The sequence below is a fragment of the Psychromonas ossibalaenae ATCC BAA-1528 genome (genome assembly GCF_000381745.1).
GTDB classification, from domain to species: domain Bacteria; phylum Pseudomonadota; class Gammaproteobacteria; order Enterobacterales; family Psychromonadaceae; genus Psychromonas; species Psychromonas ossibalaenae.
In genome coordinates this window covers 18,031-38,974 of sequence record NZ_KB906994.1, presented here as the reverse complement: position 1 = coordinate 38,974, position 20,944 = coordinate 18,031, and the positions used below count along the sequence as shown (strand labels likewise).

Genomic DNA, 20,944 nt, shown 5'->3' with positions numbered 1-20,944 from the left:
AAACGAAATCCGTAAACAACCAGCCTATAAATAAAACTTTAATCATAAAACATGAACAGGCATGTCTTAAGTCGACGCACTTTACACTTAGTCATATTGATTTATTGTGATCAGACGAATAATTTAAGATCCTTTTTTAAGTGACTTAAATTAATAAAACACCACCAGAGAAAACCAACAGCAAACCATAAATATCAACAACTTAATGGCAATGATGAGTTTTTGACATGATATGTGTAATTGACTGTAATTTGCTGTAAGTGAGCATTCTATGAAGTAATATGAAACATAAAAAACAATCAGACATAATGGAGTTTTATAGGTGACATTTAATTGACCATGTATTTTTCTATTTGCTTTCTATGGAACGGGATAGCTCAATACTGCTGGGATGCTTAGTGATAATTTTTCATATCTTTTATTCAAGCTGTTTAAACGGCAGATACAAAGTTAAGCATTCAAGTCACATTATTTTTGTGTCTTATAAAACGCCTGTTTTCATTTGTTATCAGCCTAAAAACTTAGAACCATTGTTAGGGGGTGAGAACATATGCTCATAAGGAGATAGAGAATAAAAGAGCCAGGATCCATTAAAAAAACGTCAGCCTTCAAGTGTATTGGATGATTTATTGACGTTTAAAACATGGAAAATACTCAGTAAATTAATAATTGGATTATCCTGTATCCAGAGTTTTTTTCAAAAAATGTGCGCTGTAACTTTTCTTGTGCACATATCATTGTCTATTTTTTAATAACTTATAGAATGACTTTTTCTGTCGATGCTTTCTTATGAGATTGAGTACACAGAATGAGTTGAAAACAATAACGAGTGTATTGAGAAATATAGACGGGATAGCTCTCGCACAATAAAGAGATTGTCATAACAATCCACTTAATATTATGATCTATTTATGGAAGTGCAATTTCAGTCATGCTTGTGATATTGCGCGGTTAAAAGAGAGCTAAAAACTGATCAATTACTTTTGCAGAATGCTGTTACTGCACACTTGTTTCAATTTTTGGCGCAAGCGCTAAAAAATCCTGCCATATATATTCAGATACGGCCATTTTTTCTAGTATTTTTATCACTAAAGACTGCTCTAACTGCCCTTTTTTAACCATTAAATAAAGCTCGCTAAGCAGGTTTCCTTTATATAAAACCATAGCTAAACGACTGTCGCCTTTCATTCTCTGACTTTGCAGCGCATCGCAATAGAGCAGGGGTAACTGCCACTCCTGTGCAATAAAGAAAGAGATATCAGCAGACATCTCGGCCATTAATTCCTTAAAAACTAAACTACCAGGTTGATCGTCAGGCAACTCGGTACTTAGTGCATCGCATAAACAGTTAAAAATTATGATTTTACCTATGTCATGGATCAGGCCGAGAAAATAGGCATCAAACTCATCTATCTCATTCTCAAGTGCAATCGATTTACATAAAAAAGCGCACTGTACTGAATGACACCAGATCTGTCTGCCGAACATACGATAATAGATAGGTTTTGCGGGGCGTATTTTTTCAACCAGAATCGTTGTGGTGATATTAGCAACCCCAGCTACCCCTAGTAAAGACACTGCTTTACGTAAAGAAGTCAGCTCCCTTTCTCCTCGAAAATACAATGCCGAATTAGCAACTTTCAGTACTTCAACCGCTAAAGAGGGATCTTTTTCAATCACCTGTGCAATCGCCATAAAATCAGCATTTTCATCTTTTAACACATCAATCAATTCAAGCAAAACAACAGGCAGGGCTGGGATTTGAGCACTCAATGCTTCACGGTTATTTAAAATATCGCGTACATTGTGCAGCGCTTTCTGCTCAAGCTTATTCATCTCAGTACCAAGATGAGTTTCACCAAACATAGCATCATAAAAAGCAGTGGACAGATTTTCTCGCACGATTCACTTCCTAGTTTATTAACAGTAAGTTACATTTTCATTCAGGTAATACACATGTACTTTTTTTTAATAAATTGTAGTGCAGCTTAGCGGGGTTAACAGGTTATGCCTTCGCCTAAAATACGATCAATATCAAAATAATTGTTCTGCGCAGACAACTGGCTCTAATTACAAGTACTTAAAAGCGACTTTCTCCGGCTATAAATATTGTAAATCTAAATCAAAAAACGCCAGCTTACGGCTCCACAACGGGCCGGCTAAGGGAGCCGGGTTAGCCGCCTTATAAGGGATTAAACTGTCAGGCTCAGCAAGCAGCAGACGCCAGAACTTAATGCTTAAACTGTCTACGCTGCGGGATTCTGCATTAGCCAGTAAAACTAAGCCTATCTGTTTATCTTTAGAATATGCAATCAACGCTCTAAAGCCTTGTACCCAGCCGCTGTGCAGATATAAGGTTTCATCTTTATATTGATAGACCCGCCAGCCGATACCATAATGTGCATCATCAATAATGCCTCTCCAGCTTCTGCGTCGCAAATCTTTAACCGTACGCACCACCGGCTCCCTGACTGTATCTAAGAGCGGCTGTGAAATAACCTCCGGAGTATTGCCTAACTGCGCAATAAGCCACTTGCTCATATCCTCAATGCTGGCATTCACACCGGCAGCCGCCCCGACTTTATAAAAATCAGGGTTAACCTTTACCTGATGCCAGGGCCCGCGGCGGCTGACGGTAATATGCGGGTAGGCTTTATTCGCAGACTCCTGGTAAGCATCATAACCAACACTGGCATTAACCATATTCAGCGGTGAGAAGATCATGCTGCGCATCACTTCTTCATAGGATTTTCCTGTATTACGTTCGACCACTTCTTCAATAAAGCTGAATAATACATTCTGATAACCGTAACATTTACCTGCAGAGCAGGCCGGCTCTAAAGCTGAAAACTTATCAATCACTTTACTAAATATAAAGCGCCCTTTTAAATAACCGTCAAAGGCATTTGGGACTAAGCCGCTGCTATGACTAAGTATGTGTTTGATAGTTATATTTTCAGCCTGCCCGGCTTTTTTAAGCTTAAACTCCGGGATATATTCAACAATAGGATCGTTCCAGGAAAATTTATTCTGCTCAACCATCAACGCAGCCAGCTCTGCAGAAAATGTTTTTGATACTGATGCCAGTCTGAATACTGTCTGAGAATTAACGGCTTGCGGAGATTTTTTGCCTCTAATACCGTAAGTCTGCATCGCTGAAACTTGATCGCCGCGAACAATAGCAAAAGCGGCCCCGGGAATACGACCTGAGCGCATCTCTTTTTTAAATGCAGCCGAAAAATCACTTTCTAATTTTAACTGTAATAAAGGCACTGCCTGTGCCGACTGCCCGACGCTCAAAAAAGCAAGAATCAATAAAAATAATACGTTATAAATCAAGAAAACTCCCAAAGTACAAAAAACATAAAACATAAAACATAAAACATAAAACCTAAAACCTTAAAAAAGACTAATACAATTAACAACAGAAATATTAACTCATTTAGAAAACATATCATCACCGACCTGATCAATAAAAACACGACACTTAGATAAAGAAAACTCAGCGGCCTGTTCTGCACTGCCGTATGTATCAGAGCGGATCAGATAATACTGCTTAGGAATTTGTCCTTCTGCGGCCGGTTTCTCGATTAAAGCGGCCAGATAAAATGTCCCGGACTCACTTTTCGGCTGAGGTGTAATAATAAATCCCTTATATTCTTCGCTTGGGAAAGTGGCGGCACCAGCCCCGCTTTCACTACTGTTGAATAACGCAGTTACTTTTTTTAAAAAACCCATTTTAATCCTTATATTGACATATCACGCATTTAAGCTGCATATATTAACAGCAGCATTCCCAGCCCACATCTGTTTTCAATATATTTTCAAAAATCACTGTTATTTAAGTATAAGCGACGAAGAGGTTTGCTGTCAGCTATGCTTTTTTAATTTCTTCACAGTCAGATAACCTATAATTTATAAATAATGGATGTTATTCCAACAGGACGTTTCTATGCCCGGACTTATAATAATATTTACAGCCTCTCTTCTTCTTTTTTCAAGCGCGCTCCTAGCGGCAGAAAAACTTATTTTTTATGCCGGAGCTCCTCCTCTTTCCTATGCTGAAGGTAATCAGCCTAAAGGCCTGTACTTTGATATTGTCACAACGGTTTTTGATGATATGAAAGAAGAATTTGATGTCACCATCCTACCTTTTAAACGTGCGTTATTACACGCCTACCAAGGAAAAGGCATTGTGATCGGTATCTATAAGACTGAAGAAAGAGCGCTGAGGCTCGACTATTCCGATTCGCTGCACGACTCCGAAGTAGTGCTGTTTATAAATAAAACCCGCCCTTTTTCTTTTCTGTCTGTGCACGATTTAAAGGGCAAAACAATCGCAACAAAATTAGGCTGGAGTTACGGCCCTGCATTTGATGAAGCGAGGAGACATGGAGAATTTCAGACTATCCAGGGAACACAGCAGCGAAATTTTCGCCTGGTTATTGAGGGACGGGCAGATGCTTTTATTGATGACCGCCTTCCCGGCCTTAAAACCATCAAAGAAATGGGAATTATGGATAAAATCACTTTTCTGCCCCATCCGATCAACGTCGGAAAACTTCATATTGCAGTAAAAAAAGGCACTAACTCCCAGTTAATCCAGCACTTTAATTACCACCTGCAGCAGCTAAAAGCTGACGGACGTTATCAGGCAATCCTCTCACACTATCAATAGATCAACTCGGAAGCAGAATACAGAGAAGCCCAGATAAAAAGGAATATAAACAATTCCATCTGATATACTTTCTTCTAACTAGCTGGGTTTAGGAGTATTTATGAAGGATTTGAATGCATTACGCGTATTTGCCACACTCTATCAGTGTGGCTCAACAAGCAAGGCGGCCAGAAAGCTGGGGCGTTCACAGTCCTATGTTTCTAAAGTGCCTGCACAGTTACGTGAAGAGTTAAACGATCCTCTATTTGTCAGAACCAGTATAAAGTTAACTCCCACCAGCTACGCAGATGAAATTGCACCTAAACTTATTTTCCGGACCTCAATGAAGATATTGATTATTATAAACTGATCGAGCCCGTCACTCAGATAAAGTTTACCGCACCATTAATTTTTAAAGCATCGCAAAAAGATTCACCTAAAAACAAATGGTTAATAAGCATATTAAAACCACTGCTAAGCACGGTGAAAACCCTGCCTATGATGAATGAAAGCGCAGAGCAGGTTAGGCAAACAGAAGCCGGAACTGTTTGGGAGTCATCTGCTTGCACTGCTTAAACTGACGGTTAAAGTTTGATAGATTACTAAAACCTACCTGATCAGCAATCGCTGCGATGCTGATATTACTGTTTACCAGAAGCTCACAGGCTTTGCCGATACGAAATTCTTTAATATGATTGGAAAAACTAGATACAAAATGGCGTTCAAAAAGCCGGTAAACCGTACTTTCACTAACATGCACGGCATTACATAAATCACTCACTTGAATATTATTGCGGTAATTCAATTCAATGAACTCAGATACTTTCTGAACTAACTTCAGCTCTTTCGGGTTCTCCTGCAGCGCAGGCTGGCTGTATTTATTTAACAGGCGTACTTTTTTAGTTTCACTTAAAACAATCAGCACTTCAATTAAACGGTTTGCGGCCAGTGCCGGACTAAATTCCTGATGGCCCTGCAGCAGTGGAAATATTTTTTCGGCGAGCTCTTCTGTGAATTCCAGCCCCTGTACCGATCGGCTTAATAAGGATTTTACCCCCTCAAGCTCTGGTAGGGACTTAATCACCCCGCTTATCCACTCGTGACTAAACCACAAGATATAGATACGATTATTTTCATTATCGAAATCAGGATCGTGCGTGATGGTATGCGGCAGCTTAGGACCGAACATTAATAGAGTGTTATGTCTGGCCTCGGCTATATGATCCCCGACAAACATAGTGCCTTTGAAGTCACGCTTTAATACGATCTCGTACTCAGCATGATAATGCCAGCAGAAACTAGATGGACAGCTGTGGTAATACTGCAGGCGCCAGCCAAAATCACTTCGGTTACTTACTTTTTCAATAACTGGTTTCACAGACATTTTCATTTTTCAGGTTAATTATGACAGGATAGTATCACAAATAGCCGAAAACAAATCACTTGCTTCACAAGAAAACGGTAACTTAGCGCTGCTCATAATTTCTATTTTTGAATACATTTAATAAGGTCTAACACAACATGCTGCTTGCTAAACAACCCTGCATCTATTTATTAATCTGCCTGTTTTCAGGATTAAGCGGGTCATTCATTTCGCCGTTATTAAGTTTGTACTTAATTGAAGCACTCGGCGTTTCACCATTAACCATGGGCTTTTTTATGACCTGCATGGTACTAAGCGGCGTTCTGGTTTCACAATTTGTTGCGAAAAAATCCGATGCGGGTTTAAGCCGCAAACGCATCATATTAACCGGACAGTCAGGTTTTATGGTCACGACTATTATATTAGCGCTGACCCAGCACTATTATACGGCGCTGCTGGCAGTGATTTTTTTCATGTCATTAAATGCAGCGGCTGCACCACAGATTTTTACCATGGGACGCAGCTACGCAGATAAACACCTGGGTGACAAAGCGCTCGTCTTTGTCAGTATGATGCGCGCAGCCATGGCGCTTTCCTGGGTAATCGGTCCTCCATTAGCTTTTCTAATCAATGACCTGTTCAGTTTTCAGCAGACATTTTTAATCGCCGGTTTTTTCTCGGCCTCTGCATTTATTACCGTGTTAAAAGGACTTCCTGATATACAGATAGAAAAAGCAGCGTCAAACGCAGAGTCAGTACAGACAGGTAACTGGCTTAACATCTCAGGCGTACTGCTGTTTTTAATCAGTATGTTTTTTGTATTCAGTGCCAACAACATGTATATCACCTCAATCAGCCTTTATATCACTCAGGAACTCAATTTTGACGCAAAATGGGTGGGATACTTTATGGGTATTGCAGCATTTATTGAAATTCCTATCATGTTAAGTGCTGGATACCTGGCGCCTAGGATCGGCTCAGCCCGCCTGATTTATATTGCCTGCATCAGCGGTATTATTTTTTACAGCGGCTTATTGTTTGCCGAACAGATCTGGCACTTTATGCTCCTGCAGCTGTTTAACGGTTTGTTTATCGGTATTAATGCCAGCTTAGGCATGCTGGTTGTACAGGATATGATGAAAAAGCAGATGGGTATGGCTTCGACCCTGTTTAATAACAGCCTGATGTTAAGCGGGTTATCAAGCAGCTTAATGGTCGGTCTGATTGCTGAATATATCAGTTATCAGGCCGTGTATATGGCAGCCGCACTGTTCTGCCTGATAGGCCTGTTGTTTATGTGTTTTGCACAAAAAGCGCAGCAGAAACCAGAAGCTGAATTTGTTCAAGCGGTATATGCAGAGTGATCTTTTGCGAAGATGCTGACTAAAAGTGATTAAGTCTGTTCTGATATAAACAGTACACAGGTAAAAATGCCCTCGCTGAGGGTATTAACAATATTTAGTTGGGAATGAGGCAAATTTTGTTAGGCTGATTATGCCAGCCCCATTCCGATGATGCTTAACTGAGTTTATGCATGCTGATTACATTAACCATTTCCACCAGATAAAGACGATTAAAAAGCCGAATAAGTAAGTTAAACCAATCCAGGATAATACTTTCATTTTTCTGGTAAATGCAAGCTGTGCAGGCAGCTCTGCGTTTACCACCAGCTTATAATTTAACAGGGCAAAAACCGGCGTGGTCATAAATGCGAGTATCATTGCAAAATTAAGCATAGCCATTAATGAGGAAGCAAAAAACACAATCACTGAAATTGCGGCCAGACTAACAACAGCCATCCATACCTGATGGGTGCGGCGCTGATCTAACTCCTTATTCTGAAGCAGCAGCTGTGCTTCTGCTAATGCACGCGAATAACCATCAATAACAGTAATGGTGCTGCCGAAGATACAGAAAAAAGCAATCAGAGCAATAAAACTGCGCGACCATTCACCAATTGTTGAGGAGTACATACTCACCAGCTGATGTGAAAAGCCGATACCGGAGCTTTGTAATTCATCCACATGGCCATGAAGCACTAAAGCACCGAGGGCAAGAAATACAACGGCTAATAATGCAGTGCTGATATAACCGACATTAAAGTCAAGTAATGCAGATTTATTGGTTACCTGACGCTCTTTACGCTGACTTTTTAGCCATAGTGAAGTTAAGCAGGATATTTCAATTGGAGCCGGCATCCAGCCCATAGTGATCACAATAAATCCAAATGACGCAATCGTCCAGGCTGAAGGTGCTTCAAAAGCAGCTGGTGCCGCACTCACCTGTCCAGCTGCAATAATAACAGCCGCGATAGTTGCTATCGTCAGGGTCAACATAATAATTTTTGACAGACTATCCAGCGCTTTATAATGCCCTTTATATAAAATTGCCAGACAGGCAGTTAAAACAATACCGGAAAGCACCGGCAGCGACAGCTCAAAAGGCAGGAAATATCCGAGTAAACTTGCGCTGAACAACAGTAATGCAGCGGTATTTATTACTGCTGAAACAACACTAAGAATAGTAAATAACCATAAATAACCGCGCCCCATTTGCGAATACCCCTCAACCAGACTTTGGTCGGTGCCCATAGTGTATTGAATACCGGCTCTAAAAAATGGGTATTTAAGCAGATTAACTAACAAAATAAGACCAGCTAACTGCCAGCCGTAAATCGCACCGGCTTGTGTTGATGCAACAAGGTGAGATCCTCCAACAGCCGCCGTTGCCATCAGAATACCAGGGCCTAGAGAATGGATAAAGCGCTGTAATTTATTACTTTGGGAGGCCTTCATAACTGCTGTGTTATGCATTTTTTTTCCTTAATATGTTGGATTTCTAAGATTTTCACACTGAATAATATTCTGCTTTTATTGCATTTTTATTTAAGCGCGGAAAATAAGAACATTTTTATTACAAAAAATCTACAAAAACAACATGATACAGCCTGTAAAAAATATTTTTTTGATTGTTTATGGAACAGAAATAGGCAGTGGATTCAGAGTAACCATTGATTCTTTACGGCTGCAGAAAACATTAATTATACTCGTGCTTATTTCAATTTTTCCAGCATTAGAGACTTAAACTGCTGCATCTCTTTTTTTGAAAATACCGAAGGTGAACAGGCAATGCTGATACCGATTGATTTATTAAACGGCACCAATGTGAAAATTAGTCCGTAGTGTGCCTGCAGAGGAAAATTAAAGCCCCCTGCTGTTTCTAACCTGCAGTTAGAGAAGGACAGCTCGTCATTATGCAGAGGATTGTAGGCACCATAATTGGAAATATAAAAATGGTACTTTAAACTCATGGCTCTAAATCCGGCCATAATATCCTGTGCTTTAATCTGCTTAAATAGAGCTGCAAGACGATGGTAGGAAGCCAGCAGTGCCGTCGGGTTCTTTTTAAAAGAGCTCATCTGCTGCTGAAACTGAGTAAGTAATGAGTCCTGATGACTGCTGCGCAGCTGTATCGGAATAGCGGTAACATAATTACCAAAGAGCCGGCAGCCTTTCGCTCTAACATTCGCCGACACGGATATCGAAGCTGCCTGACCGGTCTTATCTCCTTTTAATTCAAGAAAAGTCCCCGTAATCAATGCCGACACAACTGAGTTAAGGCTGCAGTTTTGCGGTTTATTTAAAGCGCTTAAGGGTAGATGAAAATAATCATATAATACTTCGTTACCGGCACTTTCACTGTAGATTTTTTTTACTTCATTAGCCTGCGAGAAAAAATGCGCTCCGCTTTCAGCCTGTTCTACACAGGCATCTGCAAACATTATTTTTTCTGCACCGGTTAAACGGCTTAGCCCGTCAGCCACAAAATCAGCATCATCGACAGGCTTCTCTACTGTAGGGCTGGGTTTGCCCTGTTCACTACACAGTGCATTATAAAAACCGGTTAAACACTCCATAAACAGATAAGCAGATCCTGCGTCACAATAGATATGGTTGATCATCAGGCAGATAAGAAAACGCTCCTGAGTTGTATCCTGGATTTTTAGTAAAATAAACGGAGCAGCACAGCTGCTGTGCACAATAGAAAACAGATCCTTTTCTAATATTTTTTGAAGTTCACAGCTCAGCTCGCCGGATGTATTAAAAGTGACAAAATTATTGGCAAAACTCTGCTCTATGTAGTGATAATCACCCTGTGTAAAAGTCAGCTTAGTATTTAATTTAGGGATCGATGCATAGCTGAGTTTTAATGCTGACTGCAGAAGCACATCATCTATTTCACCGCTAAACTGCCAGAATTGAAAGAAATATTGCGGGTTGTTAAATTTTGCAGTTTCAAACTTTAATTTATCTAAAAAATTAACCGGTATGTGCGCCATAATATTTCCACTCTCTATGGGAATGATCTGATTATGAATCGAGATTATCTGAATATGAGCGACCAGTAAATAGATAAACGGATAAGACATATTAACTATTATTTAATAATTTCAATGTATTGCAGACATAGAAGCTTATTACGGCAGAATGAACCTGCCGTATCCTTAAGCGCTGTAATGTATTTTTCTGTGAGGCTAGGTTGAGGCGGGTTACTTCACTCTAATCAGACTATGCAGACTGTTTTCCAGCTGAATTTTAATAACCTGCGAGCGCCGCATTCTATCGACACGGTTAATAATTTCAGCCCGATATCCCTGCTTTTCCATCCACTGCATAGGGCTGTCAAAACTGTCTTCACTAACTAAAAACGTATTATTAAGCACATTGTTATTCATTTCCAAATTAGGTTGAATGCTGACCACCCAGATACGCTCCTGAAACTGCTGTATATTAGAAAAAAACGTTATTAGTCTGCTGATGTTAACAGCCAATAAAGAAATTACTTTGGACAATATACCCATGACTTCTCCCTGTGATATAAATCGAATAACCAGCTTGTTTTCTTGATGAAACTTACGGTAACGCTTGTCCACGTGCACTTTCGTATAACGAGTACCACTCTTCACGCGTTAAGTTGACCAGCTCTGCCTGGCAGCAGGCTTTGATCCGATCCAGATTCGTTGTCCCGATAACCGGCTGAACTCGTGCCGGGTGACGCATTAACCATGCTAAAACAACCGCTTCACATGGAGCCTGATACTTGTCAGCCAGTTTAGACACTAATAATGAGGTCCCCTTAACCGCAGCACTTGCACCTGTCGTATCTCGGCCGCTGAATAACCCGCGAGCTAAACTTCCCCAGGCTTGAATTTGTACATTATTCAGACGGCAATACTCAAGTGTTCCAGCGCTAAAGTTAATATCTCGCCCCTCGGGATTACCCGCCATAATTCCTTCTTCCAGCCAGCCGAGTTTATCCAGACTTATTTCAATCTGATTAGTCACGATTGGGGCATCAAGCGCTGACTGCAGAAAAGCTATCTGGTGCTGATGCATATTAGAAACACCAAAGTGGTGAACTTTACCGCTGTTTTTAAGCTGATAAAGCGTCTCAGCAATTTCATCTAATTCCATTAACGGATCCGGACGATGCAGAAGCAGAATATCAATATATTCGCTGTTTAAACGCGTCAAAATATTGTCCACCGAACTGCTTACCCATTGTCTAGAAAAATCATAACGCGTAGGCCCTGAATCATCTGCAGGACGAATCGCACACTTTGACTGGATATACATTTTTTCACGTAACCCGGGAGACTCGGTTAATACCTGTCCAAATACTTTTTCTGCTTTGCCCATGGTATAAATATCAGCATGATCAAATAAATTAATACCCGCCTGCAGAGCAGTATCAACCACTTGATGAGCTTGATTTATATTCTCCCTGCTGACCGGGTTTTGGTTCCAGCCCCCGCCCAGTCCCATGCAGCCGTAAGATAAAGTGCTGACATCTGCTAAATACTGATTTAATGGAATCGTTTTTTTCTTACTGTTCATTTTGATCATTCCTTACGGCCGACTTTTCATAATCGAATTGTTTTTTAAAAGCACATTGTAATAGTCAGCAGATAAAGCGGAAGAGCAAAAAAACGAAATCATTGTTAGTTATAGTGAACAATGACTTGCTATTTTTTGCTATGCCGTAGAATAATGGGTTTATCTTTTCGTAGACTTGGTGCCCCTATGCAGCAGCATAAAAAAATTGAATGCCTGATGTTATTTGTAGAAATCGCCCAGCAGCTTAGTTTTACCAAAGCAGCAGACAACTTATCGATATCAAAAGGTTATTTATCAGATCAGATAAAGAAGCTGGAAAAGGAGTTAAAATGCCCGCTGCTGCTGAGAACAACCCGCAGTGTGCGCTTAACGCCGGAAGGGGAAAAGATCCTGCGCCAGGGAAAAAAGATTAAAAGCACTATGTTAGATTTAGAACGAAATATACATCAGGAACATAACGCGTTAACGGGAGTGATACGCATCACCGCACCTAAGTTGTTTACCGAATCTTTTCTATTAGATATCTGCCATGCTTTTCAGCAGCGCTATCCCGAAATCTATTTTGTTCTCGATTCGAGTTATATCAATTATGATTTAAATCAAGATGATTTTGATTTAGCTTTTCGTGCCACCCTGGAGCCACCTCAGAATATGGTTGCTAAAGAGCTGTTTTCCTATCAGCACTGTTTATGTGCTTCTCCTGGATACCTGGCGTTGCAGGGAACTCCGAAAACTATTAAAGACTTGTCTAAACATCAGTGTTTATCTGCTTTAGAACCGCGTAATTGGCCTTTAAAATCTGCACATGCGACGGTAAACGGCTGGTTAACAATTAACGATCATCATCTGCTCAAGCAGCAGGCACTGGCCGGCAAAGGCATTATCCGAGTAGCCGGTTATTATGTAAATAAAGAGCTGCAGCAGGGAACCCTGCATAAAGTATTAGAAGAGCAGTATACTCATGGGCAGAGTATTTATCTGCTTTACCCGCAGCTGATATACCCTTCCGCTAAAATAAAAACTTTTATCTCTTTCGTACAGGAAAGCCTTGCAGATCAACACATTGGAATTTGATAATGTTAAAAACAGGGTCGCAGAGCACAAAGGATAGTTACGGGCGGTTAGCAGGAGAGAGAATTCCGTACTTTTCCCAAATACGCAGTAATATGCCCGCCTTGTCCATTTGGGTTAATAAGGTATTCATTTCCAGCACATCGATCTGCGCATCTTTTCGCAGTAGAATTCGATGATTATATTGCTGATCAAACTTTTCGGAAACTAACAGCATCTCTCTTTTTCCCGGATTTTTTTTTAAATAACGGTTTAAATTAGAGAGAGAGACTACCGAAATATCCGTTCTACCGGATAAAATCATCTTAATATTGATGCTATGCGCAGTATTCAATTTAATTTTAAAGTTTTTTTTAAGAAATTTTTCATCGGCATTAAAACCAGCAAAACCATAGTGATAACCAAGAATAACTGCAAACGATTTATCTTTGAGACTATCAAAATAACTTTGATTTTTAAAGGGCTCTGCTTTGGTGATATACACTTCCCCCCCTTGTAAAATCACCTTTGAAGCGGCCAGATCTTTGTTTTTCCAGCCCCAGGCTAAATCTTCAAACATGATCAAATCAAATTCTTTCTGCTCAAAAGCCGAATAACGTCTTTTAGGTGAAGTCGGCACGAACTGAAAGTAGAACTTATCCTGAAAATAATTCATCTCTTTTATCAGGTCAATTGCAATGCCAAAATATTGCTCTTTATCATTTTTATCAACAAAAGGCGGAAAATAATAACCGCCGACTTTAATTGTTTCGACAGCAGCCTGAGCGGTGCCGATAAGCCCCCCAAACACGATAAAAAAGACTAAAATATATTTTTTCATTTACTATCTCATTGAAAATAAATCAGCATCACTTCAGCAGTACAGATCAGTTCGAGCTACTTTATCCCATGTTATCTGAAAGGCTTTGCCAGACACCGGCTTGAGATGCACAGCAAGGAGCCGCAGGTGGTTTTATAAATCATTCAACTAACACAAAAAGTATCTGCTGAGATGGAAATTGTGTCAAGTTCTGACAAGCAGCGTTATTCTGCCATTTATAAGGAGGCAAAGCAGTTACTACACTGCTAATCAGGCTCCCAATCTCAGTGAGATTTTTAATCCCATCACTCTACACCAAATACTTTTTTCAGCAGCGCAGTTGTCTGCTTTTGCGGATCTGCACGAATAGCAGCTTCCTGCTCGGCAATATAATAAAATATTCCCTGCATACCTTTTTCAATAACATGATTCGTTAAATCAGCTTTTACATCAGGCACAAAGGGAACATCTTTATAATCAGCCATGACATTATCATACGCCTGTACTGCGCCGACTTCCGCTAAACTGCTCTCTACAATCGGCCTCATCTCTTTACTTAATGACTCAGACATTGAGGCCTGAAAATATTTTGTTGCAGCATCATCTGGGCCGTTATAAATAGCGCGTACATCATCAAATGACATCTCTTTCACTGAGTTAAGAAACAACGATTTAGCTTTCGGGGCAGCTGCCTCTGCTGCACGGTTAAGTTTCAGTTCAAGGTCTTCAACTGCACTCGCTAGACCGACCTTGTCTAATATCGATTTTACGCTCTGCAGATCTTCAGGCAGGGGAATATGAACAGCTGAATCAGCATTAAATCCATCAACTGCGCCAAGCTGGCTGACAACATTTTCAGAAGCTATCTGCAGAGACTGTTTGAATGCCTCGGTAATTTCATCAACACTTAACTCACTGGATTGACTTAGCGCTTTAGTTATCTCCTGCGTGTCCTTTTCAGCGAAAATATCTGTGACACTATCAAACCAGCCGCTTAACGCATTAGGTACGAACAGCGCCGTACAGCTGACCACAATCAGCATATTTATCTTATTATTCATTATCGGCCCCTTCATTATATGAAATGGATATACTCATTGAATTAAAACAGCTCCTGATAAGTTTAGTCGAACTCGTCTATTTAACGCTCAAAAACATAATCACCATCTGCCAAAGAAGATAAAAAGATTTAACCGTACAGTTTACAGACAAAAAAAAGCCCCGGGTTATTCAATTAACCTGGGGCTATTACTAGTAAACTTTTCTATCAGTACAATTAATTCTGCATAGTGTCTGTATTTTTAGGCAACCAGACCTAACATAGATAAAATCTGGAATACCACCACACAGACAGCAAATATAATTACCGCCAGCATACGCAGGTTACCGCCGGGTACAATAAAGCGGCTTTCCGGCATTTTCTTGCGCGCTTGATATGCTAAAGCAACCGGAGTGAACAATGCAAAAACAGCAGCCGCAAAACCGGCATAACCAATCGCATAAATAAAACCATTAGGAAATAACACGCCGCCGATCATTGGTGGAATAAATGTCAGCAGTGCAATTTTACTGCGCCCGGCAATACTGTTATCCATTTTCAACAGATCAGTTAAGAAATCAAATAAGCCCAGTGCAACCCCAAGAAATGATGTCGCTACAGCGAAGTTAGCAAACAGCTGCAGCATAACAGCCAGCGTAGGACCAGAATCAGCAGATTCCATCGCAGCAACTAATGCGCCCATATTACCACCGGCATCAATAACAGCGGCAAAACCATCCCGGCCGATCGCTGTAAAGCTAGCCAGTAACCATACTAGATAGATAGCTATCGCTAACAAACTGCCGTACCGAATTGAGTTAACCACTTTTTTGCTGTCTTTCTGGTAATACTTAACCAGACTGGGAATATTTGAGTGGAAACCAAAACATACCATTAATGCGGGAATCGCAGCCCAGCTGTACTGCAGGCGGTCGCTCATTTCAGCAAAAGGCTGCAGCTGTGAAAATTGCGCATTATTAAGCAGACCGAAAATAGCAATGCTGAAGGTGATCACCATGCCGCCGAGCATGGCTGACGTGAAACGATCTACTGCGCGAGTACTGAAGCTGACAATTAAACCCAGTAAAACTGCAAATATAAAACTGCTTACTGACTGACTCAAGTTAATACCTAATCCGGACTGCAGGCTGTGTCCGAGCATAGAGCCGCCGCCGGATATATAGGCATAAACCAGAATATAACTAACAAACAGAACAGATAAACCGTTGATTACACGTAACGAAGGAGATAATAAGGTTTTCGTCATAGTATCGAAGTTCACACCGTGCTTAAACTTCTGATTTGCTTCGAGTAAATATAAAGCAGAGCTGTACATACAGTACCAGGAAACAGCAAGAAACAAGGCAGCCCAGCCGAACCACATATTAGACGTTAGAACCGGCAGGGAAAACATACCAGCACCGATGCTGGTTCCCGTGATAATAAAAATACCACCGAGTGAAGATATCTGCTTATCCTGTTTAGACGGCAGTGCCTCGCTGGTCATTGCTTCTGACATAAAGTTATTCCTTAATTAATAATTTTTGTAATAATTTTCTTTCTGCACTGCTCATCGATTTCAAATTGTTTGAACCACGTGTAATGGTTGCAATGCTGATTTTATATTCTTTGGCGATCTCACGCTGCGGCTTTTCACCAAGCAGCAGCTCTTTATAAACCAAGATACGCCCATTAACTGCATTAAGCTCTTCAGGTGACAACAACAGAGGAATGAGTAATGTTAAGTCCTCACTACCGACTGTTTCACTCAATAATTTAGCTATCATTCTCAATCTCCCTGATGCACAAGTGTAATGGCGCAACAGTACAACAGTACAAGCAGGACAAGCAAGAATTATTTACACTAAACGGGCTCTAAATTAAAATTGTGTTACACGACGAATAGGAAATGGCTAATAAATCATCAAGTTTCTGCATTAAGAGAACAAACAGCAACAATATTTCTTGTTATACCTTCAGCCGCATACCTAAAATCTATCTGTCCCTTGATTTGCTGACTTTGCATCTTGAAGTGTAACGGGTATATTAAAGGGTATATGCCTGTTACCAATCAAGATGCATTTATGGCGTAATATGATGACAATGGCTAGCCCTTATTGAATGATAACGGGTATAAACGAACTTAGCGGCAGATTGACAGTAAGCAGCTGTTAAGCTTTATTTAATAATATAAGAATTGTGAGTGATGAAACATGATAAAAAAAATTCTGACCGCATTTATAGCTTTACTATTGTACTCCACCGCAGGCGCTGAGGTCATAATGAACCAAGCCAGTTATCAAGTGGACGATAAACCAGTTTTAGGGCGTTTAGAAAACATCTACTACAATGATGTTTCAGAATTAGGTGCAATCCCGTTCCCTGGAAAAATTGATACTGGAGCTGAAACCACCTCAATGCACGCCGATAATATTGTGGTAACCAGCTTAAATGAAAAATATAAGGGTTTAAAAACTAATGAACTACTGAAAACAATAGTTTATGAACTCGGTGGCCCAAAAGAAAGATTAGACAAAGACCATTTCACATCAAAAGAAAAAAACATTCAGGCAACAGTAGAGTTTACAATACCAAACCCGTATACAGGTGCAGATATTACCATTACCCGGCCTCTGTTTAATATCAGCTCCATACGCAGCCGCAGCAGCCCTGAGCCTATTTTCAGACCGGTAATCGAAATGGCATTAACTATCGGCGGCCACAAAGTCACTACGCCGGTTAATTTAACCAACCGCAGCACCTTCTCTACACCTTTTCTAGTAGGCAGAAGCTATCTGCAGGGAAATGCGTGGGTTTTAGCCGGATATGATTATCTACAGACACAAAAAGAAGCACAAATCATAGGTAGAAAAGAGCGTCTTTCTGTATTAGATATTCCCGTTAATGTCAGTATGTCACTGCGCAACCGCTACAGCATCTTAAATGCACAGAACGTAAAAGTTGATCAGAAGAGCGACACGGTCAGCTTTGATCTTATCGGTTCAAACAACAAAAAGAAGAATATGCAGCTGCCGATAGTGCGCATGCTGAATTTCAAGGATTACTCAACCCCGCTGGTTTATATCCCAATTGAGGCGGCTAACGGATTTAAAGAGCATATATTAGTTTATTTAAAAGACCGCTCAAAAAACAGCAGTCAGTTACGCCTGGGGCGTAAATCTTTAAGTAAGTTTTTTATGATTGACCCGAGCAGAGAATACCTTCTGGCTGCAAAGACAGAAAAATTTAGCAGCAAGACAACCGAGGTAATATCTGCAAAGGAAGATATTCTATTTGAAAATATTAAACTTTCAGCAGCTCCCTCTTTTGCGGCTAACACATCAAAGCTGCAGGTAGAGAAATTTGAAGTTTTAGAAAAACAAAACAAAGTAAAAATAACCATTAAAAAAGACGGCCTGCAGCAGGAAATACTCAAACCTATTGAGAAAACCATTGTTGTCGGTAAAGAACGCAGACCTGTTATAGAAGGCGATGTCACGTTAAATGCGAAACCGTTTACACTACTGCTTGCACTTGATATCAAAGAGGATTCACAGCAGCCGGATATTTTTCTGGGTAGAAGCTTTTTTTCTGATAAGCGGGTTCTTAACCTTAGATCGGAAAATATCTTAACGGCCCACGCTCCAGTTAAAGCCGGTTATATAGAAGTTGTGCAGATCGGTAAATTAGCTTTCCCGGCTAAACTTGATACCGGTGCAGATGTAAGTTCTATGAACGCTGTTAATATTCAGCGTTTTAAAGATAAAGGTAAAGAGATGGTGACCTTTACCTATGAAAATAAATTAGGAACTAAAAAAGAATTTACTAAAGAAGTGGTGGATGTCATGAGAGTCAAAGCCAAAGCGGGTGAAAAAGCCAAAGAACGCCCGGTTGTTATCATGGACGTTACACTCAATGGCGAAACTAAAAAAGTACGGGTCAATCTGCAGGACCGCAGCCGCTTTGACTACAGCATGATTTTAGGTAAAAACTTTTTAGCCGACGATTATTATGTCAGCAGCGAACATATTTATTTAATAGAAAAATAAACATCACTTAAGCAAAAAACGGCACACTCTGTGTGCCGTTTTTTAATGAGCACAGCGTCAAATCTTCCTTATATTTATCCTGCAGCCTGAACACTTAGCTTTCCGTTTGAATTAACAGCCGTCTCTGTACAATTAATAAACACTAATCTTCAACTGTAGCACTTTGCCTTTTAGTTGACAAAAATGCCCTGTCTTTACCGTGCTTTTTTACAGGAAGCAGTGATAAAATGCCTCAATCAGACGCTTGGCGATTCTGGCTAACTTTTATTATCAATGAGAACGTATTTATGAATAAACACACACCATCCGAACCATTTGCCCGTGGCGAATTATTACTGCGCACACTTGCGATGCCGGCAGATACTAATGCCAACGGGGATATTTTCGGTGGCTGGATCATGTCGCAACTCGATTTAGCCGGCGCTATTCTTGCCAAGGAGATTTCCGGCGGCCGTGTGGTAACAGTATCTGTATCCAGCATTACTTTTAAAGCCCCGGTTAGCGTCGGTGATGTGGTATGCTGCTATGGCGAATGTACAAGGATCGGCAACGCATCTCTTTCTGTTGCACTTGAAGTCTGGGTTAAAACTGTTGCAGTTGACGGTGTCAGCGCGCCTTATTTAGTCTGTGATGCTGAATTTAATTACGTTGCAATCGATGCGCAGGGAAAACCGCGCCCCGTTGTTAACAAACCTGCGGCGCCAGAATAACATTCGACGAGCACAGGCAGCTGCACAGTATCAGCAGTTCTTAACAAGTTATTACAAATAAGCTTTCAGCCTGATAATTTGTTCCGGAGTGAGGCGGTAGTTATAACATGTCGTTTCACGATCATCTCCAAAATACTCGTGATGCAGCGTTAAATACACTTTGTTATTCTGCTTGATATACAATGATTTTTTGCCTGCATATGCCTGATCATCAGCATAAATGACAAAAAATGATTCAAATTCAGTCATTGTGACCGCTTCATTCTCATCATAATCAGGCAGAGACTTAAGCTCCGTACTGCCGAGCAACTCCGGAATATCGTAAAGGTTTATTCTTTCAATAATAATGCAGTCATACCAAGTGTTTAATGTACCAGAATAATAGCGGGAATGATCTTCTTCTGAAAAAGCAAACTTCTCACTGCACAGCAGTTCAACTTTAACAAGATATGACTGCTGCAGTTCATCCGGATAATCGACAAACGATTTATCAACCGAAGAATTACCCGGCTGAAAAAGTACCCATAAAAGTTTTCTGTCTTCCTGTAATAAACCGCTTGGGCCTAAAAATGTTCTTCGCTGCCTGATCAACGGCTGATCGTTGGTACGCCCCCAAGAAAGTGAACTCGGTTTTACATTTTCCTGATCCAGCCACTCAGCCTCATAACAGATATTTTTAATCATCGACAGCATCCTAAAATTAATATGTTGTTTAACCAACAGATTAGCACCTTTATCATATAGATGATAAAAGTCAGTTTAAAAGGCGGACAGAGAGAAGGGTTTATATAACAGAATCACTAGTACCTTACCTTCAAGCGGTAAAATACTAGGGCTGCTGTTTTCTCAACGACATAGGTAGTTAATATTTTACACGCATTGTTCTCAGCTTCAGCAAATGAAATCGGCTTAACAGTAAAAGGCAGGATATCGCTTATCGCAGGCATTAAAACAAGGTCAATTAATGGCACATGAAATGTAATATACTGAAAAGTAAATGTTAACTAAAGAAAGTAATCAATCAGCTGCGGACTCAATTTTTTATTTTGATACTATCATTTACTAAACAGGCCCTATATTTATCAAATCTATAAACCAGTGGAGAATGAATTATGCGATGCATGTTCTGTAATCATGAGATAATGAAAAAAGATGATTTTCTCGGTAAGCCGATTTCAATCCCCAGCCGCGGTATCGCGCATACAGTCTGCGCTGAACGGGATTTAGTCTCGAAACGTATCTTCGGTTCCATTCACCTTACCGAAGTTTCAATGGATGATTTATATGAGCTTCGGGAATTAGTCGTCAACGAAATTAATGACCGTATTGCCGACAGTCATGCACCGGAGCCGGAGTGAT

General features: G+C 40.4%; 20 protein-coding genes. 7 read left to right on the top strand and 13 right to left on the bottom strand.

The features are described 5' to 3' along the window. Positions 1-996: 996 nt before the first annotated feature. The 3 genes from G327_RS0114000 to G327_RS0113990 all read right to left on the bottom strand — a co-directional run bounded on the left by G327_RS0114000 (position 997) and on the right by G327_RS0113990 (position 3,738). The gene (locus G327_RS0114000) at positions 997-1,902 is read right to left on the bottom strand and encodes an HDOD domain-containing protein (protein WP_019615419.1); all 906 of its coding nucleotides are present in this window, start codon (positions 1,900-1,902) and stop codon (positions 997-999) included. A 198-nt stretch (positions 1,903-2,100) separates the two neighbouring features. After that, positions 2,101-3,339, bottom strand: a complete 1,239-nt coding sequence (locus G327_RS24755; protein WP_019615418.1) for a serine hydrolase domain-containing protein — start codon at positions 3,337-3,339, stop codon at positions 2,101-2,103. Between the two features lie 99 nt (positions 3,340-3,438). Further along, complete coding sequence (locus G327_RS0113990) at positions 3,439-3,738, bottom strand: HlyU family transcriptional regulator (protein ID WP_019615417.1); 300 nt, start codon at positions 3,736-3,738, stop codon at positions 3,439-3,441. A gap of 214 nt (positions 3,739-3,952) precedes the next feature. Between G327_RS0113990 and G327_RS0113985 the strand changes: the two genes are divergently transcribed. Continuing rightward, positions 3,953-4,678: a substrate-binding periplasmic protein gene (locus G327_RS0113985; RefSeq protein ID WP_019615416.1), complete on the top strand. Its 726-nt coding sequence runs from the start codon at positions 3,953-3,955 to the stop codon at positions 4,676-4,678. 100 nt (positions 4,679-4,778) lie between these two features. Further along, positions 4,779-5,027 (top strand): helix-turn-helix domain-containing protein, encoded by a 249-nt coding sequence (locus tag G327_RS0113980; RefSeq protein WP_019615415.1) that lies wholly within the window; start codon positions 4,779-4,781, stop codon positions 5,025-5,027. A gap of 153 nt (positions 5,028-5,180) precedes the next feature. Here G327_RS0113980 and G327_RS0113975 read toward each other — a convergent pair whose 3' ends face one another. Next, the gene (locus tag G327_RS0113975) at positions 5,181-6,041 is read right to left on the bottom strand and encodes a helix-turn-helix domain-containing protein (protein ID WP_245542697.1); all 861 of its coding nucleotides are present in this window, start codon (positions 6,039-6,041) and stop codon (positions 5,181-5,183) included. A gap of 137 nt (positions 6,042-6,178) precedes the next feature. Here G327_RS0113975 and G327_RS0113970 point away from each other — a divergent pair, with 137 nt between their 5' ends. Beyond that, positions 6,179-7,384, top strand: coding sequence for a sugar efflux transporter (locus G327_RS0113970; RefSeq protein WP_019615413.1), 1,206 nt, complete (start codon positions 6,179-6,181; stop codon positions 7,382-7,384). A gap of 177 nt (positions 7,385-7,561) precedes the next feature. Here G327_RS0113970 and G327_RS0113965 read toward each other — a convergent pair whose 3' ends face one another. The 4 genes from G327_RS0113965 to G327_RS0113950 form a co-directional block, all read right to left on the bottom strand. After that, positions 7,562-8,833 (bottom strand): NRAMP family divalent metal transporter, encoded by a 1,272-nt coding sequence (locus tag G327_RS0113965; protein WP_019615412.1) that lies wholly within the window; start codon positions 8,831-8,833, stop codon positions 7,562-7,564. A gap of 239 nt (positions 8,834-9,072) precedes the next feature. Continuing rightward, positions 9,073-10,359 carry a hypothetical protein gene (locus G327_RS0113960; protein ID WP_019615411.1) on the bottom strand — a complete coding sequence of 429 codons (1,287 nt, stop codon included), beginning with the start codon at positions 10,357-10,359 and terminating at the stop codon, positions 9,073-9,075. 210 nt (positions 10,360-10,569) lie between these two features. After that, positions 10,570-10,881 carry a hypothetical protein gene (locus tag G327_RS0113955; RefSeq protein WP_019615410.1) on the bottom strand — a complete coding sequence of 104 codons (312 nt, stop codon included), beginning with the start codon at positions 10,879-10,881 and terminating at the stop codon, positions 10,570-10,572. 52 nt (positions 10,882-10,933) lie between these two features. Next, the gene (locus tag G327_RS0113950) at positions 10,934-11,917 is read right to left on the bottom strand and encodes an aldo/keto reductase (RefSeq protein WP_019615409.1); all 984 of its coding nucleotides are present in this window, start codon (positions 11,915-11,917) and stop codon (positions 10,934-10,936) included. A 186-nt stretch (positions 11,918-12,103) separates the two neighbouring features. On the opposite strand from G327_RS0113950, the gene G327_RS0113945 reads away from it, so the two are divergent. Then, a complete protein-coding gene (locus G327_RS0113945; RefSeq protein ID WP_019615408.1) occupies positions 12,104-12,991 on the top strand; it encodes a LysR family transcriptional regulator in 888 nt (295 codons plus the stop codon). A 37-nt stretch (positions 12,992-13,028) separates the two neighbouring features. Here G327_RS0113945 and G327_RS0113940 read toward each other — a convergent pair whose 3' ends face one another. From G327_RS0113940 to trpR, 4 genes are all read right to left on the bottom strand, one after another. After that, positions 13,029-13,808, bottom strand: a complete 780-nt coding sequence (locus tag G327_RS0113940; protein WP_019615407.1) for a substrate-binding periplasmic protein — start codon at positions 13,806-13,808, stop codon at positions 13,029-13,031. A 284-nt stretch (positions 13,809-14,092) separates the two neighbouring features. Then, on the bottom strand, positions 14,093-14,848 hold the full coding sequence (locus tag G327_RS0113935) for a DUF4197 domain-containing protein (RefSeq protein WP_019615406.1): 756 nt from the start codon (positions 14,846-14,848) through the stop codon (positions 14,093-14,095). 240 nt (positions 14,849-15,088) lie between these two features. Then, positions 15,089-16,345 carry an aromatic amino acid transport family protein gene (locus G327_RS0113930; protein WP_019615405.1) on the bottom strand — a complete coding sequence of 419 codons (1,257 nt, stop codon included), beginning with the start codon at positions 16,343-16,345 and terminating at the stop codon, positions 15,089-15,091. A gap of 4 nt (positions 16,346-16,349) precedes the next feature. Next, positions 16,350-16,613, bottom strand: coding sequence for a trp operon repressor (trpR, locus tag G327_RS0113925; RefSeq protein ID WP_019615404.1), 264 nt, complete (start codon positions 16,611-16,613; stop codon positions 16,350-16,352). A 495-nt stretch (positions 16,614-17,108) separates the two neighbouring features. Here trpR and G327_RS0113920 point away from each other — a divergent pair, with 495 nt between their 5' ends. Then, on the top strand, positions 17,109-18,875 hold the full coding sequence (locus G327_RS0113920; protein WP_019615403.1) for a putative ATP-dependent zinc protease: 1,767 nt from the start codon (positions 17,109-17,111) through the stop codon (positions 18,873-18,875). A 287-nt stretch (positions 18,876-19,162) separates the two neighbouring features. Next, the gene (yciA, locus tag G327_RS0113915) at positions 19,163-19,585 is read left to right on the top strand and encodes an acyl-CoA thioester hydrolase YciA (protein ID WP_026339359.1); all 423 of its coding nucleotides are present in this window, start codon (positions 19,163-19,165) and stop codon (positions 19,583-19,585) included. A 51-nt stretch (positions 19,586-19,636) separates the two neighbouring features. Here yciA and G327_RS0113910 read toward each other — a convergent pair whose 3' ends face one another. Next, a complete protein-coding gene (locus G327_RS0113910) occupies positions 19,637-20,269 on the bottom strand; it encodes a hypothetical protein (RefSeq protein ID WP_019615401.1) in 633 nt (210 codons plus the stop codon). A 458-nt stretch (positions 20,270-20,727) separates the two neighbouring features. Between G327_RS0113910 and G327_RS0113905 the strand changes: the two genes are divergently transcribed. After that, positions 20,728-20,943, top strand: a complete 216-nt coding sequence (locus G327_RS0113905; RefSeq protein WP_157601134.1) for a hypothetical protein — start codon at positions 20,728-20,730, stop codon at positions 20,941-20,943. The last annotated feature ends 1 nt before the right edge of the window (position 20,944 follow it).

Coding starts and splice junctions, on each gene's coding strand:
- G327_RS0113990 (WP_019615417.1), bottom strand. CDS start 3,738: ATGGGTTTTTTAAAAAAAGTAACTGCGTTATTCAACAGTAGTGAAAGC.
- G327_RS0113985 (WP_019615416.1), top strand. CDS start 3,953: ATGCCCGGACTTATAATAATATTTACAGCCTCTCTTCTTCTTTTTTCA.
- G327_RS0113980 (WP_019615415.1), top strand. CDS start 4,779: ATGAAGGATTTGAATGCATTACGCGTATTTGCCACACTCTATCAGTGT.
- G327_RS0113975 (WP_245542697.1), bottom strand. CDS start 6,041: ATGTCTGTGAAACCAGTTATTGAAAAAGTAAGTAACCGAAGTGATTTT.
- G327_RS0113970 (WP_019615413.1), top strand. CDS start 6,179: ATGCTGCTTGCTAAACAACCCTGCATCTATTTATTAATCTGCCTGTTT.
- G327_RS0113965 (WP_019615412.1), bottom strand. CDS start 8,833: ATGCATAACACAGCAGTTATGAAGGCCTCCCAAAGTAATAAATTACAG.
- G327_RS0113960 (WP_019615411.1), bottom strand. CDS start 10,359: ATGGCGCACATACCGGTTAATTTTTTAGATAAATTAAAGTTTGAAACT.
- G327_RS0113955 (WP_019615410.1), bottom strand. CDS start 10,881: ATGGGTATATTGTCCAAAGTAATTTCTTTATTGGCTGTTAACATCAGC.
- G327_RS0113950 (WP_019615409.1), bottom strand. CDS start 11,917: ATGAACAGTAAGAAAAAAACGATTCCATTAAATCAGTATTTAGCAGAT.
- G327_RS0113945 (WP_019615408.1), top strand. CDS start 12,104: ATGCAGCAGCATAAAAAAATTGAATGCCTGATGTTATTTGTAGAAATC.
- G327_RS0113940 (WP_019615407.1), bottom strand. CDS start 13,808: ATGAAAAAATATATTTTAGTCTTTTTTATCGTGTTTGGGGGGCTTATC.
- G327_RS0113935 (WP_019615406.1), bottom strand. CDS start 14,848: ATGAATAATAAGATAAATATGCTGATTGTGGTCAGCTGTACGGCGCTG.
- G327_RS0113930 (WP_019615405.1), bottom strand. CDS start 16,345: ATGTCAGAAGCAATGACCAGCGAGGCACTGCCGTCTAAACAGGATAAG.
- trpR (WP_019615404.1), bottom strand. CDS start 16,613: ATGATAGCTAAATTATTGAGTGAAACAGTCGGTAGTGAGGACTTAACA.
- G327_RS0113920 (WP_019615403.1), top strand. CDS start 17,109: ATGAACCAAGCCAGTTATCAAGTGGACGATAAACCAGTTTTAGGGCGT.
- yciA (WP_026339359.1), top strand. CDS start 19,163: ATGAATAAACACACACCATCCGAACCATTTGCCCGTGGCGAATTATTA.
- G327_RS0113910 (WP_019615401.1), bottom strand. CDS start 20,269: ATGATTAAAAATATCTGTTATGAGGCTGAGTGGCTGGATCAGGAAAAT.
- G327_RS0113905 (WP_157601134.1), top strand. CDS start 20,728: ATGAAAAAAGATGATTTTCTCGGTAAGCCGATTTCAATCCCCAGCCGC.